Source organism: Echinicola vietnamensis DSM 17526 (assembly GCF_000325705.1).
GTDB lineage: Bacteria > Bacteroidota > Bacteroidia > Cytophagales > Cyclobacteriaceae > Echinicola > Echinicola vietnamensis.
In genome coordinates this window covers 2,217,321-2,242,453 of sequence record NC_019904.1, presented here as the reverse complement: position 1 = coordinate 2,242,453, position 25,133 = coordinate 2,217,321, and the positions used below count along the sequence as shown (strand labels likewise).

The 25,133-nt window shown below is 46.2% G+C and carries 21 protein-coding genes; 14 read left to right on the top strand and 7 right to left on the bottom strand.

Annotated features, from left to right (window positions below):
• Nucleotides 1–44: 44 nt before the first annotated feature.
• The 5 genes from ECHVI_RS09345 to ECHVI_RS09325 all read right to left on the bottom strand — a co-directional run bounded on the left by ECHVI_RS09345 (nucleotide 45) and on the right by ECHVI_RS09325 (nucleotide 7,842).
• On the bottom strand, nucleotides 45–704 hold the full coding sequence (locus ECHVI_RS09345) for an ROK family protein (protein WP_015265725.1): 660 nt from the start codon (nucleotides 702–704) through the stop codon (nucleotides 45–47).
• A gap of 215 nt (nucleotides 705–919) precedes the next feature.
• On the bottom strand, nucleotides 920–1,585 hold the full coding sequence (locus ECHVI_RS09340) for a head GIN domain-containing protein (RefSeq protein ID WP_015265724.1): 666 nt from the start codon (nucleotides 1,583–1,585) through the stop codon (nucleotides 920–922).
• A gap of 260 nt (nucleotides 1,586–1,845) precedes the next feature.
• A complete protein-coding gene (locus tag ECHVI_RS09335) occupies nucleotides 1,846–3,198 on the bottom strand; it encodes a DUF1552 domain-containing protein (protein ID WP_015265723.1) in 1,353 nt (450 codons plus the stop codon).
• A 63-nt stretch (nucleotides 3,199–3,261) separates the two neighbouring features.
• Nucleotides 3,262–6,876 carry a DUF1592 domain-containing protein gene (locus ECHVI_RS09330; RefSeq protein ID WP_245553463.1) on the bottom strand — a complete coding sequence of 1,205 codons (3,615 nt, stop codon included), beginning with the start codon at nucleotides 6,874–6,876 and terminating at the stop codon, nucleotides 3,262–3,264.
• 375 nt (nucleotides 6,877–7,251) lie between these two features.
• On the bottom strand, nucleotides 7,252–7,842 hold the full coding sequence (locus ECHVI_RS09325; RefSeq protein ID WP_015265720.1) for a DUF4202 domain-containing protein: 591 nt from the start codon (nucleotides 7,840–7,842) through the stop codon (nucleotides 7,252–7,254).
• Nucleotides 7,843–8,256: 414 nt separating this feature from the next.
• Here ECHVI_RS09325 and ECHVI_RS09320 point away from each other — a divergent pair, with 414 nt between their 5' ends.
• Entirely contained in the window at nucleotides 8,257–9,249 is a 993-nt protein-coding gene (locus ECHVI_RS09320; RefSeq protein ID WP_041738491.1) for a DUF4221 family protein, read from the top strand.
• A complete protein-coding gene (locus ECHVI_RS23625; protein WP_157501317.1) occupies nucleotides 9,240–9,401 on the top strand; it encodes a hypothetical protein in 162 nt (53 codons plus the stop codon). The genes ECHVI_RS09320 and ECHVI_RS23625 overlap by 10 nt, the downstream gene beginning before the upstream one ends.
• 54 nt (nucleotides 9,402–9,455) lie before the next feature.
• On the opposite strand, the gene cobA is transcribed toward ECHVI_RS23625, so the two are convergent.
• The gene (cobA, locus tag ECHVI_RS09315) at nucleotides 9,456–10,223 is read right to left on the bottom strand and encodes a uroporphyrinogen-III C-methyltransferase (protein WP_015265718.1); all 768 of its coding nucleotides are present in this window, start codon (nucleotides 10,221–10,223) and stop codon (nucleotides 9,456–9,458) included.
• Nucleotides 10,224–10,375: 152 nt separating this feature from the next.
• Here cobA and nirB point away from each other — a divergent pair, with 152 nt between their 5' ends.
• The 12 genes from nirB to ECHVI_RS09255 all read left to right on the top strand — a co-directional run bounded on the left by nirB (nucleotide 10,376) and on the right by ECHVI_RS09255 (nucleotide 23,483).
• Nucleotides 10,376–12,871, top strand: coding sequence for a nitrite reductase large subunit NirB (nirB, locus tag ECHVI_RS09310; RefSeq protein WP_015265717.1), 2,496 nt, complete (start codon nucleotides 10,376–10,378; stop codon nucleotides 12,869–12,871).
• A gap of 59 nt (nucleotides 12,872–12,930) precedes the next feature.
• Nucleotides 12,931–13,308, top strand: coding sequence for a nitrite reductase small subunit NirD (gene nirD / locus ECHVI_RS09305; protein ID WP_015265716.1), 378 nt, complete (start codon nucleotides 12,931–12,933; stop codon nucleotides 13,306–13,308).
• Between the two features lie 356 nt (nucleotides 13,309–13,664).
• The gene (locus ECHVI_RS22945; RefSeq protein ID WP_015265715.1) at nucleotides 13,665–15,563 is read left to right on the top strand and encodes a DUF4153 domain-containing protein; all 1,899 of its coding nucleotides are present in this window, start codon (nucleotides 13,665–13,667) and stop codon (nucleotides 15,561–15,563) included.
• 55 nt (nucleotides 15,564–15,618) lie between these two features.
• The gene (locus ECHVI_RS09295) at nucleotides 15,619–17,433 is read left to right on the top strand and encodes a sensor histidine kinase (RefSeq protein ID WP_041738486.1); all 1,815 of its coding nucleotides are present in this window, start codon (nucleotides 15,619–15,621) and stop codon (nucleotides 17,431–17,433) included.
• 20 nt (nucleotides 17,434–17,453) lie between these two features.
• Nucleotides 17,454–18,134 (top strand): response regulator transcription factor, encoded by a 681-nt coding sequence (locus ECHVI_RS09290; RefSeq protein WP_015265713.1) that lies wholly within the window; start codon nucleotides 17,454–17,456, stop codon nucleotides 18,132–18,134.
• A 309-nt stretch (nucleotides 18,135–18,443) separates the two neighbouring features.
• Nucleotides 18,444–18,683: a MoaD/ThiS family protein gene (locus tag ECHVI_RS09285; RefSeq protein ID WP_041738481.1), complete on the top strand. Its 240-nt coding sequence runs from the start codon at nucleotides 18,444–18,446 to the stop codon at nucleotides 18,681–18,683.
• Between the two features lie 6 nt (nucleotides 18,684–18,689).
• Entirely contained in the window at nucleotides 18,690–19,106 is a 417-nt protein-coding gene (locus ECHVI_RS09280) for a molybdenum cofactor biosynthesis protein MoaE (RefSeq protein WP_015265711.1), read from the top strand.
• 10 nt (nucleotides 19,107–19,116) lie between these two features.
• The gene (gene moaA, locus ECHVI_RS09275) at nucleotides 19,117–20,094 is read left to right on the top strand and encodes a GTP 3',8-cyclase MoaA (protein WP_015265710.1); all 978 of its coding nucleotides are present in this window, start codon (nucleotides 19,117–19,119) and stop codon (nucleotides 20,092–20,094) included.
• Nucleotides 20,091–20,567 (top strand): cyclic pyranopterin monophosphate synthase MoaC, encoded by a 477-nt coding sequence (gene moaC, locus ECHVI_RS09270; protein WP_015265709.1) that lies wholly within the window; start codon nucleotides 20,091–20,093, stop codon nucleotides 20,565–20,567. The genes moaA and moaC overlap by 4 nt, the downstream gene beginning before the upstream one ends.
• Nucleotides 20,551–21,147, top strand: a complete 597-nt coding sequence (locus tag ECHVI_RS09265) for an NTP transferase domain-containing protein (protein WP_015265708.1) — start codon at nucleotides 20,551–20,553, stop codon at nucleotides 21,145–21,147. Before moaC ends, ECHVI_RS09265 begins: the two co-directional genes overlap by 17 nt.
• 2 nt (nucleotides 21,148–21,149) lie before the next feature.
• Complete coding sequence (locus ECHVI_RS09260) at nucleotides 21,150–22,232, top strand: HesA/MoeB/ThiF family protein (protein WP_015265707.1); 1,083 nt, start codon at nucleotides 21,150–21,152, stop codon at nucleotides 22,230–22,232.
• Nucleotides 22,233–22,295: 63 nt separating this feature from the next.
• Entirely contained in the window at nucleotides 22,296–23,483 is a 1,188-nt protein-coding gene (locus ECHVI_RS09255; RefSeq protein ID WP_015265706.1) for a molybdopterin molybdotransferase MoeA, read from the top strand.
• Nucleotides 23,484–23,668: 185 nt separating this feature from the next.
• Here ECHVI_RS09255 and ECHVI_RS09250 read toward each other — a convergent pair whose 3' ends face one another.
• Nucleotides 23,669–24,964: a UDP-N-acetylmuramoyl-tripeptide--D-alanyl-D-alanine ligase gene (locus tag ECHVI_RS09250; protein WP_015265705.1), complete on the bottom strand. Its 1,296-nt coding sequence runs from the start codon at nucleotides 24,962–24,964 to the stop codon at nucleotides 23,669–23,671.
• Nucleotides 24,965–25,133: the final 169 nt, after the last annotated feature.

Below are 25,133 nucleotides of genomic sequence, written 5' to 3'. Positions count from 1 at the left end.
GAAAAACAGGAGATCCTTTCTCCCTCATCCTTTTTCTGATCCAGTTACACCCTAAAATCCTCTTCCCAGAGCCTAAATCCACCTTTAAAAGCGTGCTTGTTTGAGCCCAATCGGCAACCATCCGGAATGTTTTTCAGTTCTTTGGAATTGCCTCCTCCCAGTACGATTTCATCAGGCTGAAAAGCCCTAAAGAAGTACTCGACGGCTTTATGAACGTGCTTTTCCCATTTTTTTGGCCCTTTACTGAAAAAATAAGACTTCCCTAGATACGCCTCAAAGGTAGCCTTCCGGTAAGGCAAATGAGCGGCTTCCATCGGAATGACAACGTTGTTGATGACCATAGCAGTCCCCAACCCGGTTCCTAACCCCATGAAGAGCATCTTCTTGCCTTCATAGCTGCCCAATGCCTGCATAGCGGCATCGTTCACGATCTTTATGGGACAGCCAAAAGCCTCTTCAAAATCGTATGTTTCCCATCCTTGCCCTAAGTTTACGGGCTCGGTCAGGATATCGCTGTTTTTTACTATTCCAGGAAAGCCAATGGATACATGATCATACTTCCATTTGGAAGCATGTTTCTTTACCAAGGGAATCATTTCTTCTGGCGAAAAATTCGTTCCTGATGGAATCTTAATGCGTTCATCTGCCCCGGTAGCCAGAATCTTGATGTTTGAGCCGCCAATGTCTATAACCAGTATCTTCATAAAACCAAAGATAATAAGTCCCACGAAAAAAACACGGCCAATGGCTTTTTTGAACTGTTTTTCGCGGATTTCTGTAAAAACGCACCTCAAAACGGAAGAATACGACTGTTATAGTGCACGCTGCCACGTATCGGCGCTATTCATACCGATACGTGGCAGAAGGCACTTGATTCACGTCTTTCAGTCCAGACAGCAAGCAACAAACGGCCGCTTCACTAGTTGGCATCATCCAAGTCCAGCAAGCCATTGACATCCTGATATATTCGCGGATTTCCCTTATAGGCCACATCGGCTTTGCCGTTGACATCAATATACAGCTCATCTGTACAGTTCACTTCAAATTCCGCTTTACCGTTCACCTCTATCCTGGTCTCCCTGGAAATCATTCCAAAATTCTCAACCTCCATTTTTCCATCTACTACAAAAAACTGACGATCGACAGTACCTACCAGCTCCACTTCCCCTTCTCCGTGACATTCGATGGTCAGGTCTGCCAGTTGAAGGCTGCCCTCATTGTCAATCTCACTATCTCCATCAATGCTGATCCATTGAAGGTCCGGAACAGTCGCGATAACACGCACACCTTTCGTACTTTTCAGGCATTTTACCTTGTCCTTAAACCCTACCATCAATTCGCTTCCCCGCACATCATACTCCAAAACCTCCATCAACTGACTTTCTGCCTGGACTACCAAGGACTGCTCATCGCCTTGGACCACCGTCAAGTCGATCGGGCCGCTTAAGGACACCTCGTCAAAATCATCCACTTCAAGTACATAATCCTTCAATTCTCCATCCCCTTTGATGCAAAGGTGATCATCTGAACATGCAGAAAGCAATGCGGCCATCATCATGGCCAAATAAATTGTGTTACGTTTCATCTTTCTATTATCTAATTGGTTTCTTGAACCTTGTTCTGGCAAAATGATCTGCAAAGAAGTTAGGCTCAAGTAATAGAATGACACGTAAGAACTTGCTTACCCTGACTTGACTTCGTAAAAAAAATAATTTTATTTTTGATGAAGCGATTTTGGCTCTTAACCATGCCCGGGGACATCTCTCTGACTCTCCGCCCCCTTACCGACAGAATAAAATTGATCCCTCTAGCATATAGGCCTAAATTTGGGCTTCACCCCATCCTTTAGCCCAAAATGTCTGTTTCCAGTTTCCCTGTACTGTCCGAGAAAGTATCCACGGGGATGCCCAAGGTATGCAGCATACTGACAAATAGATTGGACATTGGAAACTCCTCTTGAAAGTCTACATAGGTCCCATGCTTGACGCCCATGTTCTTGCCACCTGCCAACACCAATGGATAATTCACGGCATCATGTGTACTGCTGCAGGCACTTCCGTAAAGCACCAGAGTATTGTCTAGCAACGGTCCATATTCATCTTCGGTGGATTTCATTTTATCCAAAAAGTAGGCATACTGCTTGGCCAACCATTGGTCATAGCTCCCCCATTCCTGCCAATGGTTTTTGGACTTATCATGGCTAATGGAATGGTGGCCTTTGTTCAAGCCCAATGCCAACTTTGGGTAATTTTCACCAAAGCCCATTCCGTCTTCACGTGCAATCATGTAAGTCATCACCCGCGTGATGTCGGTCTGCATGCCCAGTACCATCAGGTCAAAGGACGACCGGATATAGCTTTCCGGGTCTACGGTGGCATTGGGATTCAGGTTGATGTGATCGGCGTTAAAATCCTTCATAGGGACATTCAGCCATTTTTCATTTCGTTTGATCTGCTCCTCCACTGTATTGAGTGAAGTCATGTACTCGTCCAGCTTCATTTGGTCGTTTTTGCCTAATTTTTTCTGGAGCCGTTTACTGTCTGCCAACACCAAGTCCACGATCTTCTGCTCTTGCTTAAGGCTCTTTCGACGCAGTTGCGAGGTCTCTCCGCCTCCCGGCGCAAAATACCGTTCAAAAATCTCCCGATGACGGTGCTCTGAGGGAATTGGCCGTCCATTTGGGTCAAATGAAAGGGTCGAGACACGTGATTTGTAACCAATACCTCCATCTGACGAGAGTGCCAAATAAGGAAAGCGGGTATGCTTGGCCAAGTGCTGGGCGGCCACCTGGTCTACTGAGATGCTATTGTTATACTGACTGCCCCGCAAATCCCCACCGGTAAGCCAAGTGTCACCGGCCAAATGCCCCAACAAGTGTCGGCTTTTGGGATGGCTCAAACCTCCCATGATGGTAATTTCCTTCCGGTGCCGCTCCAATGGGGAAAGCGTCTTGGTAAAACGATAGTCCTTGCCTCTTCCAATTGGAAACCAATTCCAGAGGGAATGGTGTGGATTATCCTTGGGAGGCAAGCCCACACCGTTTGGAAAGTACACAAAGCAAAGCCGCTTGGGGGCTTCACTCATACTGCTGAGTTGCTGGATGGGACCGCCCATCGCCTCCATATAAGGCAACATGCACGCCACGCCCAGTCCTTTCAAAAAAGTCCTTCGATCAAGCTCCCAAGATTTCTTTCCCATGATTGTTCTATGATTAAATTTAGGCTATTCGGTTATGTAAATGGACTATCAATCATCGCTCGCTTAAAACTGACCCTTAAAGGAGTCGCTCAACACGATGTTTTCGACCACAGATCGGAAGCTATAGTTAGCCTCTCTTACTTCACTTACGATTTTTTCTATTTCCCTCTCATCCACAAAGGTCACATCCCTGCCCATAGCGTACGAAAACAAATGTTTCACTAAGGAGCGGGTGAAGGTGTCCTGCTTCATGTTTAGAATATACGATTTTATTTCGTCAATCCCGTTAACCACCTCTCCATTAGGAAGTTCTGATTTTGCATCAATTTTACTTCCGGTAGACGCCACGGTTTCGAAACGCCCTACCGCATTGTAATTTTCGAACGCTATCCCATAAGGGTCAATCTTTTTGTGACAATCCATGCAAGCAGGCTTATCCCGATGGACAAACAACTGCTCCTTAAGGGTCAGTTTCTCGAATCCAGGGGTTTCGGGGTCCAGCTGCGGAACATTTGGCGGTGGCGGCGGCGGTTCGTCTCCCAGTATCTTGCCCCTCACCCATACGGCCCGCTTTATCGCATGGGCCTGATTGCCGTCAGAATGGCCGTTGAGAAAGGCTCCCTGCGACAGCAGCCCACCACGGTGCATATCAGGCGTCACTGCCACAGGTCGAAAATGATTTCCTTTCACCCCTGTTATCCCATAAAACTCCGCCAAATTTTGATTGAGCATGGCAAAATCCGATTCGATCATGTTCATGATGCTAAGATCTTGCTGGAGTATATAATGCATAAAATGGTACGTCTCCTCTGTCATATCCTTCTTCACAAAACGGGTAAAATCAGGATAGGCATTCACATTGGTGCTCATGGCTTCATGGCGATCGATGCGAAGCCATTCATTCGAAAACCTGCGCACCATGTGCCAAATCCGCTCATCTTCTATCATCCGATCCACCTGCCGCTTCAGGTAGCGGTCCTTATGCAAATCTTCCTCCTTGGCCAACTCCAGCAATTCCTCATCCGGCGCTTCATTCCATAAAAAGTACGACAACCTGGAGGCGAGAAAAAATTCCTTTTCCTCCTCGCTAGTCTCTTTTTTGGGCTCTGCCAAGTACAGGAAATTCGGGGAACAAAGGGCCGCGATCAGCACTTCCTTTATACCGTCTTCATAGCGGGCATAATCTGGACGAATGCTTTCCCAGAATTCCATATAGGTAGCTACTTCCTCCTGCTCTACCGGACGACGATAAGCCCTGGTCAGGAAGCTGGACAGCACCTCTTTGGTGTAGGCTTTCTGGTCATTTTTGGCGGGCGAATCAAAAAAGATCGCCTCATGGCTTGCTGGCGGCCATTGTGGATAGTAGGGTGCCTCAAATTCCAGCTGGTTGATCAGCAAGGGCGGCCCAGAATCTTCATTATCCTTGACCAAATAATCATTCCAAAGCCCCAAAATCATGATATTCGCCAAAATCTCAGTCTCTACGGTATCAATCACCGGGATCGGTAAATTTTCCAACCGGCCTTTAAAGGTATAGTGCTTCCATTTGCCTGTTTCATTGGAGACGTTTTGGAAGGTATCGAAGGTCTGATAATCCATACCGTCATCTGTTCGCTCTCCCGCAAAAGTCCTGATGACGGGAACATCTTGGTCGTATTTTGCGCGGCTCTTTTCTGCTTCATTTTGAAGCTGCATTGCCACCGGATGGTCTTCGGGGAAAGGCGTAACGATCACCTTACTGAACCCCGTAAAAAATTTACCGCCGATCATCAACTTATGCTCTCCAGCTTTAAGATAAGCCAAGGTAAGCGGCGTCATCATGGAGGCATCATCTTTCATTTTCTCATCAAAATGAAATCGCTCCTGAAGCTTGTGCTCATCGATTTGAAGCTCTGCCGATGGCATCCCTTCTGCGCCCACATATGGGTGTTCGAAATCCACTTGATAATATCCGTCGCGGGGGGCTGTGAAATAGAAAGTCACCGAAGCATGCTCTGTGAGCTCCTTTGGCTTCATCCATGGCCCTTGCATGGACATGTTTTGAAGGTCTTTGCCTGCTTTTGGGAGGAGCAAGATCGTTGTTTCAAGTTTTTCCGCAGGCTGATCATTTCGGAGGCCGATCAACCCTTCTTTCTGAGCCTCCCATTGGTATCCCCGGGAAGCTTTCACCCGAAATACAAAATCGCCTTCCTCGGGAAAATGCCTCCTGAAAAGTAATTTTAAATTCGGAGAAGGTCCTTGCCAAGATTTGGGGGTGACTTCCTTGTGTGGCACCGCAGAATAGAGCATGATCCCTTCATCGACCACTTGGTACCGGTCCGCATGGGAGCCCCGCATGCCCACGCCGATATTGCGTTTGACCTCTTCCAGCTGGGCCATGGCGGCACTATCCTTTGGCCGCTTAGGATTTCCCTGGTCATCCAATACCTCCACCACAAAGTCTGCTGAATTAATGGGAGCACTCTGATAGCCACCGATCATGGCCGCTGTTTTACCCTTTCCTATTCCCTTGCCGAACGTAATCCGGTATCGGGTGGTCGCTGGTTTCTTTGCTGGCGCAATGGCCTTGTCCAAAGCCTCCCGGGCTATCTTTTTATAATAATCCACCTGCAGCGGCGAAACACCCAACACTTGACCATTATTACTGAAGCCCATTTCGGATTTGGCATCATCAGGCAATACCTCTCCAAAATTCACATCGACCTTCAGCAGATCGGCTAGGGTATTGGTGTATTGATCTTTGGTAAGTCTTCGAATCACTGGCTCTTGATCGGCTTTCCGAAGTGCTACAGCCCGCTGGATGGAGGCCGTGATCCAATCCACCAGCTTTCTCCGTTCTTCATCCGACAGCTGTTTTTCTTCTTTGGGGGGCATTTCACCAGAATTCACCATGTTCAGCATTGCCCGCCAGGTCTCCGCATCATGGCCCTTGACCATATCGGGGTCAATATTGTCCAATCGCAATCCGCCCTTTTGCTCTTTTTCGCCATGGCAGCTTTCACAGTAACTGGCCGTAATCGGGTCAATGTCCCTGGCGTACTCCAATTGGCTTAAGGTCTCGTCAATCTCCCCACGCTCCATCATCGCCAACCCATCCAACGCATAAGGATCATCTCCCAAAAAAGCTTTAATATCATCCGGTAGGTCTTCTGTCAAAAAACCAGTGCCATGGGTCAGCGTCCCTCCATAATGCCCGGTGGCACCGAGAAGGATGGTCGTCACCGCCAAAGCTGAGAAATAGGAAATATGGCCATTTGCCGCTGACGATTGCCTGCCCCTATAGACCAACAACCATATACTCGCCAAGGCCGTAGCCACCCCGAGCCACTTGTGCAGCACCAATGTATCGCTGCCATAGCCACCCGTTCCGGCCAAAAGCGCCCCCACCACCACCGTGGGAATAGCGGTAACTACGGTCAGCCACAACAGCACGATGCAGGCTGGAGCAAGGGGTTTTCCAGGAACAAATTGATTAGCAAACTCTAAGAAAACCAGTGCCAGAAACACGCCTATAGGCAAATGCACCAATAATGGATGCAGCTTCCCCAGGAAGGCTAAACTCCAATGGGCAGCTGGAATCGGAATCACAGCAATGGCCACCATTATCAAGGATAAAATCAGCCCGCCGACCACCGGGAGCCCTCCTGAAATGGCTTTATGTATTATACGCTTCAACACGGTAGGTTATTTATGTATGGTCTCTTTCAAAAAGCACTCGATGAGCTTTCGGGTATTCAAAACCTCACATTAGATCCGTTCTTAAATCCCGAAATAATCAAGCACTTTCATTAATGATATCAAAAAACACCAAATAAACCAATATAAATAACCCAATTGATCAAAATACTCTGGGTAAAGGCAAAAATAATATCATCCTTGACAAAAAAACAGTGTAATAATCTTACAGCTATGCCCTTAACCATTCCACACAAAACCGAAAACAAAAAAACTCCAAACGAAAGAAACCTGGTTTGGGAACAGGGAACAATGCAGGTTGTCGGTCATTCTCCTGAACCCAAATTAGTGATGGCTTCCGCTTTGCGGACAAGTCGCTTACGCCAACGCCTTCTGCACAATTCCTAATGCCTCATCCGAATGGCTCATGGCCAAAGCCGCTTGATGCCCTTTCTCGGACATCTTTCGCCAAGTTTTTTGGACAATATCCACCAACTTCCCCTCTTCATCGCGGTGCTTCGCTATAAAATCATCAAAATAATACTTCAAAAACACCAAGCAGACCACATCTTCCAATGCCTGTGTTTCAGGGTCCGTTTTAAGCCTTCTTTTATTGAGAAGATCATCTACTTTCTGAATGTCGTCATCGTCATAACCGTGCTCCTTCATGAGCTTTCCTGCCAGTTCACCATGAAATTTTTTCAGTTTGGTCCGCCACAACAAATACCCCTTGCGGTCCATGGGATAATCTTCCCGGGGAATTTCCCACCGCTTGATGTGCTGACAGCGGGCAGCAAGCCGCAAGGTCTCGGACGCCTCCGGCTCAAAGTCCAATAACATCCCCGTCATGCGATGGCCGTAAACCAATTCTTTGGGCACTTCTTTTCCATCTATGACCTCCTTGTGAGGATCCTCTGCGTTGATCGCATCAAAGGATGCTATGGTTTTTTCAAATCTATTTTTAGCCATTGCTTCGTGATTGTTTGCTCTTTCAAACCAATTTAGGAGGTTTTGGGGAGAGTTGGAAGGTTTATGGGGCTTAATGTTATAAGGTTGGAAGGATTTGAAACTGGAAAGTTGAAAGATTGTAAGATTGACACCCTCCAATGACCCGCATTAGCAATACGGGACTTGCGAGCGGGGTTGTTGGGAATGCCCTTAAACCCGAAATATGCCATAAAAAATATCTGCCGCGGCACACGAGTATAACGGCCTGAAACTACTTAAAACGAGTTGCTTCGATGCTGTATTCGACGCTACACGGCAGCTTAACACAGCTCCTAAGAACTAATGGTTTCGTTAAATAACGTTAAACGACTTTTTCATTCCTTCAAAACCGCCTATTTTAATCTCGTAATCAATCTTAACCGCTATCTTTTTAGTATGAAAAAATCGTTTTTTTGGTTGTTCCCCTTGCTTATAAGTGCCTGTCAGCAAAAAGATCATGACACACAGCAGTTGGATGCTCTCACCTATACCATGGACACGGTGACCGTCGATGCCAAAGGTGAGATTCTGGACGTAAAGCGTAGCTTAGGAAATTCGGGAATTACGAATGACCAACAGTTTCTTTATAACTTCAACCTTTTTGACCATCACTTGGAGAAAATTGACCTCAACAAGTTGGAATTGGTCCATAAAACTCCCTTTCAAAAGGAAGGCCCCAACGGCGCAGGGAACAACATGAGCAGCTTTCAATACCTGAAGCAAGACCTACTGTTGATCTCCAGTGGATTTTATAAACTAAAGGTTTTTGACCTACACGGAAAGGCAATCCAACACATCAGTCTTATCGATCAGAATTGGAAGGGTAAAGTTATCCAAGACGCTGAGCTTTGTCGTAAAAATCTGCTAATCGATCAAAACCTAACAAAAGTACTGACCTTGGTCACGGAAGAAGGGCTAAATACCAACCATAAGGCCGAACTGGCCCTTTTTGACCTTGACAAGCATACGGTCAGCCGGTTTGATATAGACCCCGAGGAAAAAATCAAACATTACTCCTTGTCCTCAGAGGATTACACCTATCTTCCCCCGCTCATTTATTTTTCGATCCAAAACGACCTTCCAGTCATTACCCATCAGTTTACCAATGAAATTTACTGGTATGACAGTGCTGCCAATCAGATTCAAGAAGTGGATTACGAAAGCCACCTGACACCAAACGAGGTCAGCACAGCCCTTCACAACAGATTTGGAACTACCGAGGAGCTGTTTGAGGTGTTCGAAAAAATGAACGAACAGATCCGCTTTGGCCACTTGGTATATGACCCTAACAGTGATCGCTACTTTCGTTTTTCTTTCCAAACTGAATTCAAGGAGAAATCCGGACGGGAAGTAACACTCCTGAAGCCAAAAACACGAAGGTGTACCTGACCATCTTTGATCAGGAGTTTAACCTGCTCCATGAAATGGTAATCCCAGAAATTAACCGGTCGATAATCCAGTATTTTGCCAAAGATGGAAAGCTCTGGATTTTGGATAATCAGCAAGACGAAATGACTTTTGTAAGGCTTAGCTTTTCGTAGGTAATAAGACCTTACTTATCCAGAGCAGCATGCTGCAAATGATCACATAACAGGCTATGGCACCAATGCCCTCTCGGCTAACATATGGCCGAGGGCTTTTCCTTTTTCCTTAACCACTTCCCCAATGACAATAATCGCTGGGGCAGTGAGTTGCTCATGTTGCTGGATGTCCAAAATCCCCCCCAGATCCCCAACAATTGAGCGTTCGCTTTCCTTGCTGCCATCCTGAATGATGGCCACCGCTTCATCTTTCCCCCGGTATTGCTCAAATAGGGATACAATTTCCGGTAACTTCTTCATACCCATCAGAATGATCACCGTCGCTGAGGATTGGGCAGCAAAGGACAAGTCCTTGGCAGTGGAATGATCTTTTAAGGTACCCGTGACCACCCAGAAGCTTTCATTGACTCCACGCTTGGTAAGCGGTATACCTCCAAGCCCCGGCACCGCCATGGCGCTACTGATGCCCGGCACATATTCCGTAGGTATCCCGTGTGCTGCCGCATATTCCAATTCCTCATGGCCCCGACCAAACACATACGGATCACCCCCTTTAAGCCTGACCACATGGCCAAAATTTTCTGCATAATTGACGATCATCCGATTGATCTCCCGCTGCTGGCAGTAGTGCATTCCTGCACGCTTTCCGACAAACACTTTTACAGCCGTCTCGGGTACGTATTCCAGCAATGCCTCATTGGCCAAAGCGTCATACAGCACCACATCGGCTGATTCGAGGGTTTTCATCCCCTTTAGTGTAATCAAATCGGGATCTCCTGGCCCCGCCCCTACGATGGATAGCCTTTTAATTAAAGTAGTCATAGCGTGTTTATACTTAGTTATCAAAACAAATTTAAGTATTTTTTTACGTATTTTTACGTATTATAAAAATTAATTTATAACTTAGCCGCTGTAATAAGTCAGTAAACCAGTCAAACTACTTAGACGAAGCCAAACCTAAAACCAACAATCATATGACAAAGATAGTAGTAATCGGAAATGGAATGGTCGGCTACAAGTTTTGCGAAAAACTTCGTGCACAGGCCACCGAAGGGGATTTTGAAATCACGGTCTTTGGTGAAGAACCATGGCCGGCATATGACAGGGTACATCTAAGCGCATACTTTTCAGGTTCCACAGCAGACGACCTAATGATGGCTCCACGGTCTTGGTACGATGAAAACAACGTCGACTTGCACACCAACGAGATGATCGTAAAGATTGACAGAGATGCCAAAAAGATCATTTCCCACACCGGCCATGACTACGCATATGATAAGTTGATTTTGGCTACTGGATCAGCGGCATTTGTCCCTCCTATTGACGGTGTAGACAAGAAAGGTGTATTTGTCTACCGCACCTTGGAAGATCTCGATGCCATCATTGATTATTCCAAGAAGGTAAAATCTGCCGCAGTGATTGGAGGAGGGCTTTTAGGTTTGGAAGCCGCCAAGGCGGTCATTGACATGGGGCTGGATGCTCATGTCATTGAATTTGCCCCTAGGCTTATGCCTCGCCAGCTGGACACAGCAGGCTCTGCCACGTTGCAGGCCAAGCTGGAAGCATTGGGCATTAAAATCCACTTGAGTAAGAACACGAAGAAGATCACTGGCAACGGTAAAATTACCGGCATGAGCTTCGCGGACAATACCAACCTCAACACCGAAATGCTCATCATTTCGGCGGGGATCAAGCCCCGTGATGAACTGGCAAAAGATGCTGGTCTCACCACTGCCCCGAGAGGCGGCATTGTGGTCAATGAGTTTCTTCAGACCGATGATACAGATATTTACGCCATTGGTGAAGCCGCCAGCTATCAAAACATGGTCTATGGACTGGTAGCGCCCGGTTATGAAATGGCCACGCAGGTCGTCAACCAATTGGTCAACACGGAGGTCAAGCCATTTATGGGCTTTGACATGTCCACTAAATTGAAATTGATCGGGGTAGATGTAGGAAGTTTTGGAGATCCATTTGGTGAAATCGAACCTTCTAAACCTATTGTATACGAAAATAAAAATAGCGGGATCTATAAGCGCATTAATGTTTCGATGGATGGAAAGCGCCTACTCGGCGGTATTCTGGTCGGAGATGCTTCTGCCTACAACATCCTGCTCCAAATGACCCAAAACAATATGCCGCTGCCGCCAGAGCCGGAGGACCTGATCCTAGGCGCTCGAGGCGGGAAAGAAGCGGCAGGTGCCGGAGTGGAAAGCCTTCCCGAAGAAGCACAAGTCTGCTCCTGTGAAAACGTCACCAAAGGGGCGATCTGTAGCTTGATCGAAAACGATGGCGTCACCAAAGTAGACGAAATCAAGTCCTGCACCAAAGCAGGAACCGGATGTGGCGGATGTATGCCCATGGTCAATGACCTGCTAAAACATCAGCTGAAGTCCATGGGGAAAACGGTCAAAAATGTTATTTGTGAGCATTTTGACTACAGCCGCCAAGAACTACTGGACATCGTAAAGGTCAAAGGCATCAAATCTTACAACGAACTCTTAGATCAGTTTGGACAAGGAGACGGCTGCGAGGTATGTAAGCCCGCAGTCGCTTCCATCCTTGCCAGTACCTGGAACGAACTGATCACCAAACAGGATACTATCCAAGACACCAACGATCGGTACCTTGCCAATATCCAAAAAGGCGGAACCTACTCGGTGGTCCCGAGGATCCCTGGAGGAGAAATCACCCCTGAAAAGCTTATTGTGCTCGGTGATGTGGCCAAAAGGTATAACCTATACACCAAAATAACAGGTGGTCAACGCATCGACCTGTTTGGGGCTAGAGTGGACCAACTCCCCGACATTTGGGAAGAGCTGATCGAGGCGGGCTTCGAAAGTGGACACGCCTACGGCAAATCGCTCCGAACCATCAAAAGCTGCGTAGGCAGTACTTGGTGCCGTTACGGGGTACAGGACTCCGTTTCCTTTGCCATTGAAGTGGAAGAGCGCTACAGGGGGCTCCGGTCCCCGCACAAGCTAAAAGGTGCTGTATCCGGATGTATCAGGGAATGCGCCGAGGCCCAAAGCAAGGACTTTGGCATCATTGCCACGGAAAAAGGCTGGAACTTGTACATCTGTGGCAATGGAGGCTCCAAACCCCAACACGCTCAACTGCTCATCAACGATGTGGACCGTGAGACTTGCTTGAAATATATCGACCGTTTCCTCATGTTCTACATCCGCACAGCAGAACCGCTTACCCGAACGGCCACTTGGCTCAACAAACTAGAAGGAGGAATGGACTATGTGCGGGATGTCGTCGTCAACGATTCTTTGGGCATCGGAGAAGAGCTGGAAAAAGAAATGGCCTTTATGATCGACACATATGCTTGTGAATGGAAAGAGGTGGTCAACAACCCTGAACTTAGGGCTAAATTCAAGCATTTTGTCAATGCAGACGAGGAAGACCCTAACTTAAAATGGCAAGAAATGCGTGGCCAAAAGATCCCTGCCTCCTGGGGATAAGCAGGACAAAAAGATGCTAGAAATTAGATAAAAGACTGAATACCTTAAACAAAGAAGTCATGATCCCGGAATTGGAAAAATATAAAACCGCTGATACCTCCAACATCAACAATTGGTTCAAGGCCGCTCCGGTCACTGCTTTTCCTGAAAATGGAGGTGCCTGTGTAAAATACAAAGAACTGCAGATTGCCATCTTTAACTTCACCAGAAGAAATGAATGGTACGCCTGCCAAAACCTTTGTCCACACAAAATGCAAATGATCCTTAGCCGGGGGATGATCGGCTCTGTAGAGGATGAACCTAAGGTAGCTTGCCCCTTCCACAAAAAGAATTTTTCGCTCAAAACAGGGAAAAACATCAACGGGGACACCTGTGACATCGCTGTGTACCCTGTAAAAGTGGAAGAAGGGTATGTGTATGTTGGGTTTGAAGAATAAGCATCAAAAGTAGAAGGATTGCCCATGAATTGCCGGAATGTGGTCTTGACATAAATCAAGCAGCCGCCTCTGTCCATATTCGGGGTAAATCCCAAGGCAACAATTAGTAGTAGTAGACCTATTTTCGTTTTACTAAAGCAGGGTTTGGTTGTTGAACCCTGCTTTTTTATGCCCTACCCTTCCTAAGCAGTGCTCTCCCGGGTTCAGAAAATTATACCACAGCAACAAAATACAAACCTGCTAGAATCCAACCGTAATTATTAAGGAAATAAAACATTTTACAATACACAAACACCATTTTTAAAGTTTTTAAAGTATTTTCATCTATCTTACGGAATTGAACTATTCGGCACCAAATGATTAATTTCCCCTCCTTAAGATACCTGAACAACCAAGCCCTGGCAGCAGTAAAGCGGTTTCCATTGGCGCTCATTTCAGGTATTTTGGCAGCCTCCGCGGGAAACCTCCTTATAGAAAGTGAAAACTGGGTAGACAATGCCTTTCCTTACATCAATTTGATGCTGACGGCTGCACTGGGAATTTCTTGTTTTTTTTGTATCAGTATCATTAATGAAAAAAAACAAGTCTCCGAGCCTTATTCATATATCAACCATTTATTGGGCATCGGTATCATGGTTTTGGTCTATTTTTCTCTTCCAGATGGAACCCATTCCAAAAGCACTGCAATGCCCTATTACCGCTTTGCGATCTTAGGTGCCTGCATCCACTTAATGGTTTCCTTTACCCCATACCTGCAAAACATCCACACTTTAGCCTTTTGGAATTATAACAAAACACTATTTCTACGGTTTTTAACATCGCTATTGTACTCCTTGGTGCTCTTTGCGGGACTCGCAATGGCCTTGGCGGCATTGCATTTACTTTTTGAATTAGACATTGATCCCAAAATATACCTGCAGCTTTTCGTATTGATCATGGGGGTATTTAATACTTGGGTTTTCTTGGCGGGAATCCCACGCCCGCTCCATCAAATTGACCAAGAAGTAAACTATCCCAAAGGGTTAAAGATATTCAGCCAGTATATTCTGCTCAGCCTGTTGATGGTGTATTTATTGATCCTATACGGGTATAGCTTAAAAATCATCCTTGAATGGGATTGGCCCAAAGGCATTGTGGCCTATCTCATCATCGGCATGGCTATTTGGGGCATTTTGACCATTTTGCTTTTATATCCCTACCGGGACAATGATAAAGAACCTTGGATAGGCAACTTTTCGCGAATATATTTCTTCCTATTGTTTCCACTGGTGGTCGTGTTATTCATTGCTATCGGAATTCGAATCGATGATTATGGCATCACTATTAACAGGTACCTTATCGTCCTACTTGGAGCATGGCTCACAGTGACCTGTTTTTATTTTAAACTTGGTTTCAAGAGCATCAAATTCATCCCCTTGTCCTTGGCCTGCATACTCCTATTCTCTTCGTTTGGACCATGGGGGATATTCTCAGTAAGCGAAAGGAGTCAATACAGAAGGTTAAAAGCAATCTTGCGAAACCATCATTTACTGGAAGAAGAACATGCCGCCCACGAGGTAATTTGGGATCAATCCCATTTGCCTAAGTTAAAACCTGCTCAAGCAAATACCGGCCCGGTGCTGGTAAAGGAAGAAGAAGTCAAAGAAATCTATTCCATTACCCGCTACCTTGAACAGCATCATAGCTTGGATAGAATGCGAGATTGGTATGAGCAGGACATTGATTCCATCCTCCAAGCCATCAATGAAGGAAAACCTAAATGGAACAAAACCAGCACTGCTAGCTTATACTTGGAAACCTTGGGCATCCCTGAAAATCCCTTGGGACACTTCAACAAAATGATCACCCTTCAGGCCCAAAGCAGAACCAACCAAGCGACCAACACCCAGGGATACGACTATTTAACGCCTATCCGTATCAACAATCAAGACACGACTACATTTAAAGCTGGGTATTCATCCTTTAACATTCACCTCAACCCAAGAAAAAATGGAATATCCATTTCCAATGCCCTGCACCGGACCGATATCAACCTCAGCAACTTAGCCTTGTCACATCAGCCCGATCTTGACTCTCTGCCCGAGCGTTTTCCCTACCCCACCACCGCCATGACCTATACCACTGACAAAGAAGGACTAAAAGTAAAACTCGAGCTTAAATCCATTCGGTTCATCAACAATAATGATACCTCTATTACGCTAGATTACTTGGATGGCAACCTTTTACTTAGGGATTCCATCCCTCAAAGAAAGTAAACTTTACTTACATTTTTAAGTGTATTTACGTACTTTGCTATCGAATATTGGAAGTATGAAAAATCCCCATTTATCGGAAAGGCCCAAATTCGAAAAATTAGTACGATACTACCTGATAGCACTTTGTGCCATTGCCACCAGTATCATTCTGAGTCAGATTTTGGTACAAAAATTCATCAATGAGCAAAAGAACGATTCCAGGGTGGTCAACCTCTCTGGAAGACAGCGAATGCTCAGTCAGCAAATCAGCAAATACGTGCTATTGCTCGGTGACAGCCTCAACCGCCCCAAACGAAGCGAGTACCTTTCCGGCCTCAAGTCATCACTGACAGAATGGAAAAAAGTCCACATAGGCCTTCAATTCGGGGACGCTACCCTCGACATAAAAGGCCACAACAGCAAAACCATCCGGGATTTGTTTGGGGACATTGAAAACGACCATGCCATTATGGTCTCTTCAGCACAGCAAATCATCGACAAGCTGGAACAAGACCTTTCCCTGCCCACCGACAGCCTAAGCCATGACATCAATACCCTGATCAACCATGAACAGGCTTTTCTAAACGGCATGGACCGCATTGTTTTCCAATACGATGACGAAGCCAAGGACAAGGTAACCAACCTCCAGAGCATAGAAATATTCCTGTTGATATTGTCATTGGGGGTCATTTCATTTGAGATCTTCTTCATCTTTATCCCCTCAGCCAAGACCATCCGAAAGACTTTCAAAAAACTGCTGGTATCAGAACAAAAAGCCCATAAGATGACCTTGGAGATCAGCTCTCTTTATAGCTCTTTGGAGCAGGCTTATCAAGATCTACTGGAAGTGGATGTCGCCGTGGACGATTATACGGTTTTCGCCAAAAGCCGGCCAACGGGGGACTTCTACTATTTCTCGGACAAGTTCTCCAGCATCATGGAATTTGATCAAGCCCCCAAAAACATCTTTGGCTGGCTGCAAAAACAAGGGTATGACTCCCGGTACCTTGACAATATCCGCAAGATGACGCTTTCAGGAAGAACTTGGTCCGGAGACATCAAGGTGGTCAATGACATGGGGGATTTTGTCTGGATCAAGATCAACATCATCCCTACCATGGGAGATGATGGAGAGGTCGAAACCCTTATGGTGGTGGCCACGGACGAAACGGAGAAAAAAGAAGCCGAAGCTATTTCCCAAGAAATCAACAAAGAGCGCATTGAGAAGAAAGTAAAGGAACAGCAATTCAGGTCTGCACTGATCCTGGAAGGGCAAGAAGAAGAACGGAAGCGTATTTCACGGGACATGCATGATGGTATTGGCCAATTGCTTTCGGCCATGAAGTTTAACTTGGAGGGCATTCATTCCGTAAAATCCGATTATGAGCGTGAAAAATTAAAAACCTCCAAAGACCTTCTAAAAAATGTCATCAAGGAAGTACGAAGGATTTCATTTAACCTAACCCCTAGTGCACTTTCAGATTATGGCATCGTCCCTGTACTCAACAAATTCTGCCGTGAAATCACCAAGCTTTCCGATCTCCAGGTAACTTTCGAAAACCAAACCGGCTTTTTAAACCGACTGGAAGGAAAGGTAGAAAACAACCTGTACAGAATTTGTCAAGAGGCCGTCAACAATGCGATCAAATACGCCCAAGCAAGCGAAGTAAAGATCGTTCTTTCCCACAATTCCCAATTTTTAAATGTGGACATTCAGGATGATGGCAAAGGCTTTGATGTAAACAAACTAGAAGAAAAAGGACATTTATCAGCTTCCGGACACGGTTTGTTCAATATCCGGGAAAGAGCTAATTTTATCAATGGACAATGTACGATCAATTCCCAAATAGGTAAGGGAACTACGATCAGTATAAACGTCCCCCTAGACTAATGGAGTAAAACATACGCATAATGGAAAAGATTAAAGTAGTACTGGCAGATGACCATATGGTGGTCAGAAGTGGCATCAAAAACCTCTTGGAAAATGAGGGGGAAGTGGAAGTGATAGGTGAAGCTTCCAATGGTGAGGAGGCTATCGAAAAAGTAAAAGAAGTAAAACCGGATCTTCTGATCATCGATATCCGAATGCCGGTCATGAACGGCCTAGATGCCACCAGGAAGCTCACCAGCTCTCAGCAACCCACCAAATCCCTTATTCTTTCCATGCACGATGATGAGGACTATATCCTCCAATCCATCGAATGCGGCGCCGCAGGCTATCTATTGAAAGACACCAGTAAGGACGAGTTTATGAAGGCCATTCGGACCATTCATCAAGGTGGACAGTACTTTAGCGGAGACATCAGCCAAGTATTGGTAAAAAGCTACCTAAATGTCAAGGATAAAAAATCCAGCAAAAGCATTACCCCTGCCAATGATTACGACATCACCAAGCGGGAAAAGCAAATATTAAAAATGATTTCCGATGGCACCAGTAACAAGGAAATCGCAGAACAACTGGGCAAAAGCATCCGTACCATCGAAACCCACCGCTTCAACATCATGAAAAAGCTCAAAGTCAACAATGTGGTGGAGCTTCTCAAAAAGCTGGAAGACGAACCCGGGCTTAAGCAACATATTGAAAACCTATAGGTGTAAAGCAAACCCTTTATGGCCGCAGCCAAATCACTTGCTCCATCACGTATAAAAAGGAGCGCTTTCACGCTCAACCTACGATCGGCGCAATAAACCCAGAGCTTTGGTATTTCTGGGTATTTTATACTTAACTTGCTTACTTATTGCCTTGCGTTTTGGACAACAGTAAAATAAAAACTACGTAAATTTACGTATTTTAAATTTCTTTTGTATCTTGCGGGAGACATAAGCGGGAAGAAATAAGTTACCCGGCAAATGTCCACACATCCAAACAATCAATCGCCTGAGGCAAAACCATTTAAGGACATGAAAATTCACACATTTGGCGCAGCGAAAGACATTACGGGATCTGCCATGATCGATTTTCCAGTGGAAGAGACATTCGTAAAAGTAAAAGACCTCAAATCCTTGCTTTTTCAGAAATACCCTGAATTGGTCCACCTCCCATCCTTGGCCATCTCGGTCAACCTATTCTATGCCAGTGAAGAAACCATGGTAAACAAACACGACGAAGTTGCGTTGATACCACCAGTAAGCGGAGGATAAACCTATATGGAACATCATATTTCGATAGAAAAAGACATTGACATCAATGCAGCGTATCAGCACTTGATTCACCCAAAAAGTGGCGGCATCTGCACCTTCATCGGTACCGTCAGGGACTTAAACAACGATAAAGATGTGAGCCATCTTTTCTTTGAAGCCTATGAAAAAATGGCGATATTAAAGATGCAAGAGCTCGCGCAAGAGGCCGCCCAAGAATGGCCTCTACATAAAATAGTCATTATCCACGCCGTCGGCGAAAAAAAAATCACCGACCCCGTGGTGTTCATCGGCGCTTCTTCGGCCCATCGAGATGCGGCCTTTGCAGCCTCCAGGTATCTGATAGACCGGTTGAAAGAGGTTGTTCCGATCTGGAAAAAAGAAACATACCAGGACCACAGCACCTGGATCAATGCACATCCCTAAATCATTCCAAATGCTTATTGACAATCACGGAAGAACAATCAACTACCTGAGGCTTGCAGTCACAGACAATTGTAACTTACGCTGTCAGTACTGCATGCCCGAAGAGGGGGTTCAGTTTGCCCATAAAAAAGAACTGCTGAGCTGGGACGAATTGTGGCTGCTCTCACAGACTTTTGTAGCGATGGGGGTGGATAAAATCCGCATCACCGGTGGTGAACCATTTGTCCGCAAAGGACTAATGGATTTTCTGGAAAAGCTCTCCGGTCTGGAAGGCCTGGAGGAAATCTCCATTACCACCAACGCCACCTTGATTGGCCCTCATATCCTGCACCTCAAACAGCTGGGCATCACCAAAATCAACATCAGTTTTGACAGCTTGGACAAAGCCCGCTTTAATGAGATTACCAGAAGGGATCAGTACGACACCGTCATGGCCAATATCCAGCGGATGATGGAGGAGGGTTTTGATGTAAAGCTCAACTGTGTAATCATGGATGGCAAAAACACCGAAGACATCATTCCTTTTGTAAAGTACGTCCAAGATCACCCCATCTCGGTACGGTTTCTGGAAGAGATGCCTTTTAATGGCCAGACCAGTGAGCCGGTTTCCTTAAAATGGGATTACATCGCCATATTGGAACATATCAAGGAGCATTTTGGGCCCATTCAAAAGCTGCCAGCCCCAGCGAGCTCCACTTCCTTAAACTACCAACGCGAAGGAAGCAAGGGAACGTTTGGCGTGATCCCCTCTTATTCAAGAACGTTTTGTGGCACCTGTAACCGGGTAAGGGTTACCGCCAAAGGAGAAATGCAAACTTGTCTCTATTCCACAGAGACAATTGACCTGCGGGCTCTCCTGCGCGAAAGCAATCACATCAACGGCCTAAAATTCAGTATTTTTACGGCCATGCAAGCCCGGCACAAAGATGGCTTTGAAGCCGAAAACCAATCCGAAACCAAAAAATCAATGACCTTAATCGGAGGATGAAAGACCAAAAACTCTCTCATGTCGACAGCGATGGAAATGCCAAAATGGTAGATGTTTCCGAAAAATCCGTCACGAAACGAACTGCCACGGCCCAATCGGTCGTTACTTTTCCAAAGGCGGTATTTGATCAGCTTTCCAAGGACAACTTCCTGGGCAAAAAAGGCAGCATCATCCAAACCGCCATCATCGCAGGCACCATGGCCGCAAAAAAGACTTCGGATTTGATCCCGCTGTGCCACCCGTTGGCTTTGAGCAAAATACAGCTGGACATCGCCCCCGGTGATCATCAGCTGAACATCACCGCTACGGTAAAATGCGAAGGAAAAACCGGCGTGGAAATGGAAGCTTTAACAGCTGCCAGTGTCGCAGCACTGACCATTTATGATATGTGCAAGGCGCTAACCCACGACATCAACATTACTGAAACGAAACTAATGGCCAAAGAAGGAGGAAAAAATGCATTCAACAGATAACCTTTACGGACTTGTATTGGCAGGTGGCAAAAGCAGCCGAATGGGACAAGATAAAGGAGAACTTCAATACTACCGAACCAACCACCGGTCTTATCTTTATCACACCCTCAGGGAACTCTGCCCAAAGACTTTTGTGAGCTGCAGGGCGGATCAGGAAAACATCATCAATTCAGGACTGAACTATGTACTGGACGAAGATCAGTTTAAAGGTCCCCTAAATGGCATCCTCTCCGCACACCACCAATATCCGGACAAGGCATGGCTGGTCGTAGCCGTAGACCTTCCCCACATTCACGAAGAAAGCCTTCGGGCACTGGTAAAACAACGGCAACCTCAGAAGCATGCCACCGTATACGCCACACATGAGTCCAAACTTCCAGAGCCCCTGATCGGAATATGGGAACCTAAAGGACTGATCGAGGCCAAGAAGTTTATGAATGAATCGGGAAAAAGCTGCCCCAGAAAATTCCTCATCAACTCAGATGTACACCTCATCTATCCAGAGAATGATCTGGAGCTTTTCAATGCCAATTTCCCGGAAGATTATGAAATGGCAAAATCACGAATAGGAGAACACTAGCAATGAACGAAACACGCTATCAAAAGCAAATCCGTCTGAAAAGTTTTGGGAAGCAATCCCAAGACAAGCTGGCTTCATCCAGTGTACTGATCATCGGTGCGGGAGGCCTGGGGACACCCGTCGCCCAATACCTCAACGGAGTCGGTGTGGGTACATTGGCCATTATGGATCAAGATACCGTAGCTGAAAGTAACCTGGCGCGGCAGACCCTCTTCACTCCGGAGGATGTAGGAAAACACAAGACCGATGTGCTCATCCAATATCTCAGGAGACAGAACCCCTCCACCCGCTTCATCAATGTCCGTGAATTTTTGACACCTGTAAATGCCTTGCAGGAATTGGCAGACTATGACCTCATTGTAGATGCCTCGGATAATTTTGGCACGCGCTATTTGGTAAATGATGCCTGTGTTATGTTGGACAAACCATTCATATACGGTGCCCTGCATGAATTTGAGGGGCAAGTAAGTGTCATGAATTACCAAAACGGCCCCACTTACCGTTGTTTGTTTCCTGAAGTGGGCGATCCTTCAGCCATCCTGAACTGTGACGAAAACGGCGTGCTGGGCATCTTGCCTGGCCTGATCGGTACCTATCAGGCCCTGGAAGCGGTTAAAGTACTCACGGGAATCGGTGAACCCTTGGCGGGAAAACTACTGATCATTGACACGTTGGCCCAAACGCATCTAAAAGTAGGACTGACCTCCGTTCCCGAAAACCAATCCATCAGAAAACTCCAAGAGAATTATGGCCAACCCATGTGCAGCACCGATCTGCCGGTAACCAGCTTAACCTGCGAGGAGTTTTGGAGTAAACGGGAAGGCGATAGCCAGCATCAGATCATCGATGTAAGGAATGAAGGGGAATTTGACAGTGGCCATCTGGACAGTGCTCAAAATATTCCTTTGTCCCAATTGACAGAAAGGCACCAGGAGATCAACGAAAAAGCACCGGTAATCCTGATCTGCCAGTCCGGCAAAAGAAGCCTTCAAGCCGCTCAATTGCTCCAGTCGCTTCACCCGGAACAAATCATCTATAACCTGGAAGGAGGCATGAATGCCTTGGAGGCCGAGGATTGGAAGTAATGAATTAAACCATTATCCTTCTTACCTTTTTTCAATTACTTTAAAACAAACCACTTTCCATCCATGATTACCATTAACGAAGCGCTACAGGCGGTGCTCGATCAACGACATGCTTATGGCACCGAAGAAATAACGCTTTCCAAGTCGATTGGGCGCCATTTGGCAGAAGATATCTTTACCGACCGGGATGCGCCTCCTTTTGACCGGGTAATGATGGACGGGATTGCCATCCAATTGGGCCATATCGAAAACCCTTTCCAATCGTCCTATGCCATCCAAGGCATCCAAGCTGCAGGAGCTCCCAAAATGGAACTATTGGGTCCTGATCACTGCCTGGAGGTCATGACAGGGGCCATTTTACCTGCTGGTGCGGACACCATCATTCCTTATGAGGAAATTGAAATAAAGGACGGGAATGCCCATATTCAGCTGGAAAAAGCAGCCAAGCGCTATGTCCACTATCGTGGCAGTGATTCCATGAAAGGTGAAAAAATCATTTCCAAAGGAAAATTACTTACCGCTGCGGACATCGGCATTTTGGCTACCGTAGGAAAGACCACCGTCTCAGTGGCCAAACTCCCCTCGGTGGCCATCGTTTCCACTGGTGACGAGCTGGTCGACGTGGATCAGGCCCCACTTCCCCATCAGATCAGAAAATCCAATGTCCATTCCCTTTGTGCCGCCTTGGCCCAGCAAGGCATTCACGGGGAAATGTACCACATCAATGATGACAAGGAAGCATTGCAAAAAACGCTGTCCAAATTGATTGAGGAGTTTGATGTGCTGCTGTTAAGCGGCGGTGTCTCCAAAGGGAAATTTGACCATATCCCGGCCGTTTTGGATGACTTGGGTGTGAAAAAGCTGTTTCACCGAGTGGCTCAGCGACCGGGAAAACCATTTTGGTTTGGTCATCACGACAAACAATCCACCAAAATCTTTGCTTACCCTGGAAACCCCGTTTCCACTTATGTAAATCATTTGTTCTATTTTCAGCAATGGCTCCATGCCTCGCTGGGGAATCCGATTCGTTTGGAAGTAAAAGCACTGGGAGAAAAAGTCCCTGGCAATCCTAACTTATCTCGCTTCTTATCTGTCCGACTTGACCCGCAAACCGGCCAGGCCCTGCCTTTTAACCATAACGGCTCGGGCGACCTGTTCAGCTTAACGGAAACCGATGGATTTCTCCTACTTCCTCAGCGGGACGGGGACTTTTTAGCAGGTGAGCAGTTGGAGTTTCTCCATGTTCTATAAAATTAGCCTGAGCTTTAACCCGGATGATGCAATAGAATTCGTAATGAGGGCTGAAACTGCAAGAAAATCAGGTCGTTTGGAGACGGAGATATAGCATCGCTACGGTGAAGTCGAAAACAGCAGCGAAGCGACTGATTTTGAAGCAATTTCAGACCGTAATAGATTTTCTATGGCATATTTCGGGTTTAAATAAACTCCACCAACCCTTCTAATTTCATTCCCCGGCTGCCTTTGATAAGGATGAGGTGATCTTCCAGTTTGGAGTCTGCCAGCCAATTGCGGAGACTAAAGGGATCCGGAAAATAGAGCGCCCGAGGGGCTTTCAGCAGGGCACTTTGCGTAAGCTCTCCTGTAAAGCATACTTTTTCGATATCATATTCACTCACCCATTCGCCGAGTTTTTTATGTTCCTCGACAGTATTATCGCCCAATTCATACATATCTCCTAAAATGACCATTTTATGGGGCTTGCCTGTCATTTTCCCAAAAGTCCTGATGGCCTGTTCCATGCTACTGGGATTGGCATTGTAAGCATCCAGCACGATAAGGTTACTGCGCTTTTCGATCAACTGGGACCGCATATTTCCAGGGGTATAGGCACAAATGGCAGTGGCAGCGATATTTTCCTCCACCCCGAAAAACACCCCTACAGTCAGCGCAGTGGCAATGTTCTCGAAATTATACCCTCCCAGCATTTTGGTCTCATGAATGCTTCCTTTGGCCAGCTTGAAGGTCACAAACGGATTGGCCGCTACCAACTCACAATGGTAAAAATCACCTTTGGAGGGATAGGTAATGGGATCATCCATTCGCTTTATCATATTGGCCAGCACTTGATTTTGGCTATTGACGAAGATTTTCCCCTTATGACTAATCAAAAACTGGTACAGCTCTGTCTTGGCGCGAAGCACTCCTTCAAACCCACCAAAGCCTTCCAAATGAGCCCTTCCGATATTGGTGATCAACCCGTGCGTAGGCTCCGCAATCTCACAAAGCGCTGCAATGTCTCCGATCTTATTGGCTCCCATTTCCACGATGCCGATTTCCGTGGTTTCATCCATCGCCAGCAGGGTCAACGGCACACCAATATGGTTATTGAGATTTCCCACCGTGGCGTACGTCTTGTACTTTTTGGCCAAGACGGCATTTATCAACTCTTTGGTAGTGGTCTTACCATTGGAGCCCGTGATGGCCAAAAAGGGAATGTCCAGCTGTTTGCGATGGTGATTGGCAAGCTGCTGCAGGGCAACAAGCACATCGTCAACGAGCACATAGCGGGCATCTCCTGCTACAGCAAACTCCTCCTCATCGATCACCACGGCTGAAGCTCCCATATCCAACGCCTTTGCCGCAAAGGAATTGGCATTGAAGTTTGGGCCTTTCAGTGCAAAAAAGAGATTTCCCTTTTCTATTTTTCGGGTATCGGTACTTACCCCGGTCGATTGCTTGTAAACGGTATATAAAGATTCTATGCTAGTCATTTGTGTAATATGCGATAACTATTTTATGACAAAACAAGTGGAACAGTCCCTCCACTGCAAATCCCAGGATATTTTTTCCTCTCCAGCCATTGGGATATTACGTTCACTCAAAATAAACGATTCCCATACATCTTTATGCAAGATTGTTCGTTTAATTTTAGACGAAAAC

Excerpts from the sequence above, each read along its gene's own strand:
- ECHVI_RS09345 (WP_015265725.1), bottom strand. The coding sequence starts at position 704 with ATGAAGATACTGGTTATAGACATTGGCGGCTCAAACATCAAGATTCTG.
- ECHVI_RS09340 (WP_015265724.1), bottom strand. The coding sequence starts at position 1,585 with ATGAAACGTAACACAATTTATTTGGCCATGATGATGGCCGCATTGCTT.
- ECHVI_RS09335 (WP_015265723.1), bottom strand. The coding sequence starts at position 3,198 with ATGGGAAAGAAATCTTGGGAGCTTGATCGAAGGACTTTTTTGAAAGGA.
- ECHVI_RS09325 (WP_015265720.1), bottom strand. The coding sequence starts at position 7,842 with ATGGCTAAAAATAGATTTGAAAAAACCATAGCATCCTTTGATGCGATC.
- ECHVI_RS09320 (WP_041738491.1), top strand. The coding sequence starts at position 8,257 with ATGAAAAAATCGTTTTTTTGGTTGTTCCCCTTGCTTATAAGTGCCTGT.
- cobA (WP_015265718.1), bottom strand. The coding sequence starts at position 10,223 with ATGACTACTTTAATTAAAAGGCTATCCATCGTAGGGGCGGGGCCAGGA.
- nirB (WP_015265717.1), top strand. The coding sequence starts at position 10,376 with ATGACAAAGATAGTAGTAATCGGAAATGGAATGGTCGGCTACAAGTTT.
- nirD (WP_015265716.1), top strand. The coding sequence starts at position 12,931 with ATGATCCCGGAATTGGAAAAATATAAAACCGCTGATACCTCCAACATC.
- ECHVI_RS22945 (WP_015265715.1), top strand. The coding sequence starts at position 13,665 with ATGATTAATTTCCCCTCCTTAAGATACCTGAACAACCAAGCCCTGGCA.
- ECHVI_RS09295 (WP_041738486.1), top strand. The coding sequence starts at position 15,619 with ATGAAAAATCCCCATTTATCGGAAAGGCCCAAATTCGAAAAATTAGTA.
- ECHVI_RS09290 (WP_015265713.1), top strand. The coding sequence starts at position 17,454 with ATGGAAAAGATTAAAGTAGTACTGGCAGATGACCATATGGTGGTCAGA.
- ECHVI_RS09285 (WP_041738481.1), top strand. The coding sequence starts at position 18,444 with ATGAAAATTCACACATTTGGCGCAGCGAAAGACATTACGGGATCTGCC.
- ECHVI_RS09280 (WP_015265711.1), top strand. The coding sequence starts at position 18,690 with ATGGAACATCATATTTCGATAGAAAAAGACATTGACATCAATGCAGCG.
- moaA (WP_015265710.1), top strand. The coding sequence starts at position 19,117 with ATGCTTATTGACAATCACGGAAGAACAATCAACTACCTGAGGCTTGCA.
- moaC (WP_015265709.1), top strand. The coding sequence starts at position 20,091 with ATGAAAGACCAAAAACTCTCTCATGTCGACAGCGATGGAAATGCCAAA.
- ECHVI_RS09265 (WP_015265708.1), top strand. The coding sequence starts at position 20,551 with ATGCATTCAACAGATAACCTTTACGGACTTGTATTGGCAGGTGGCAAA.
- ECHVI_RS09260 (WP_015265707.1), top strand. The coding sequence starts at position 21,150 with ATGAACGAAACACGCTATCAAAAGCAAATCCGTCTGAAAAGTTTTGGG.
- ECHVI_RS09255 (WP_015265706.1), top strand. The coding sequence starts at position 22,296 with ATGATTACCATTAACGAAGCGCTACAGGCGGTGCTCGATCAACGACAT.
- ECHVI_RS09250 (WP_015265705.1), bottom strand. The coding sequence starts at position 24,964 with ATGACTAGCATAGAATCTTTATATACCGTTTACAAGCAATCGACCGGG.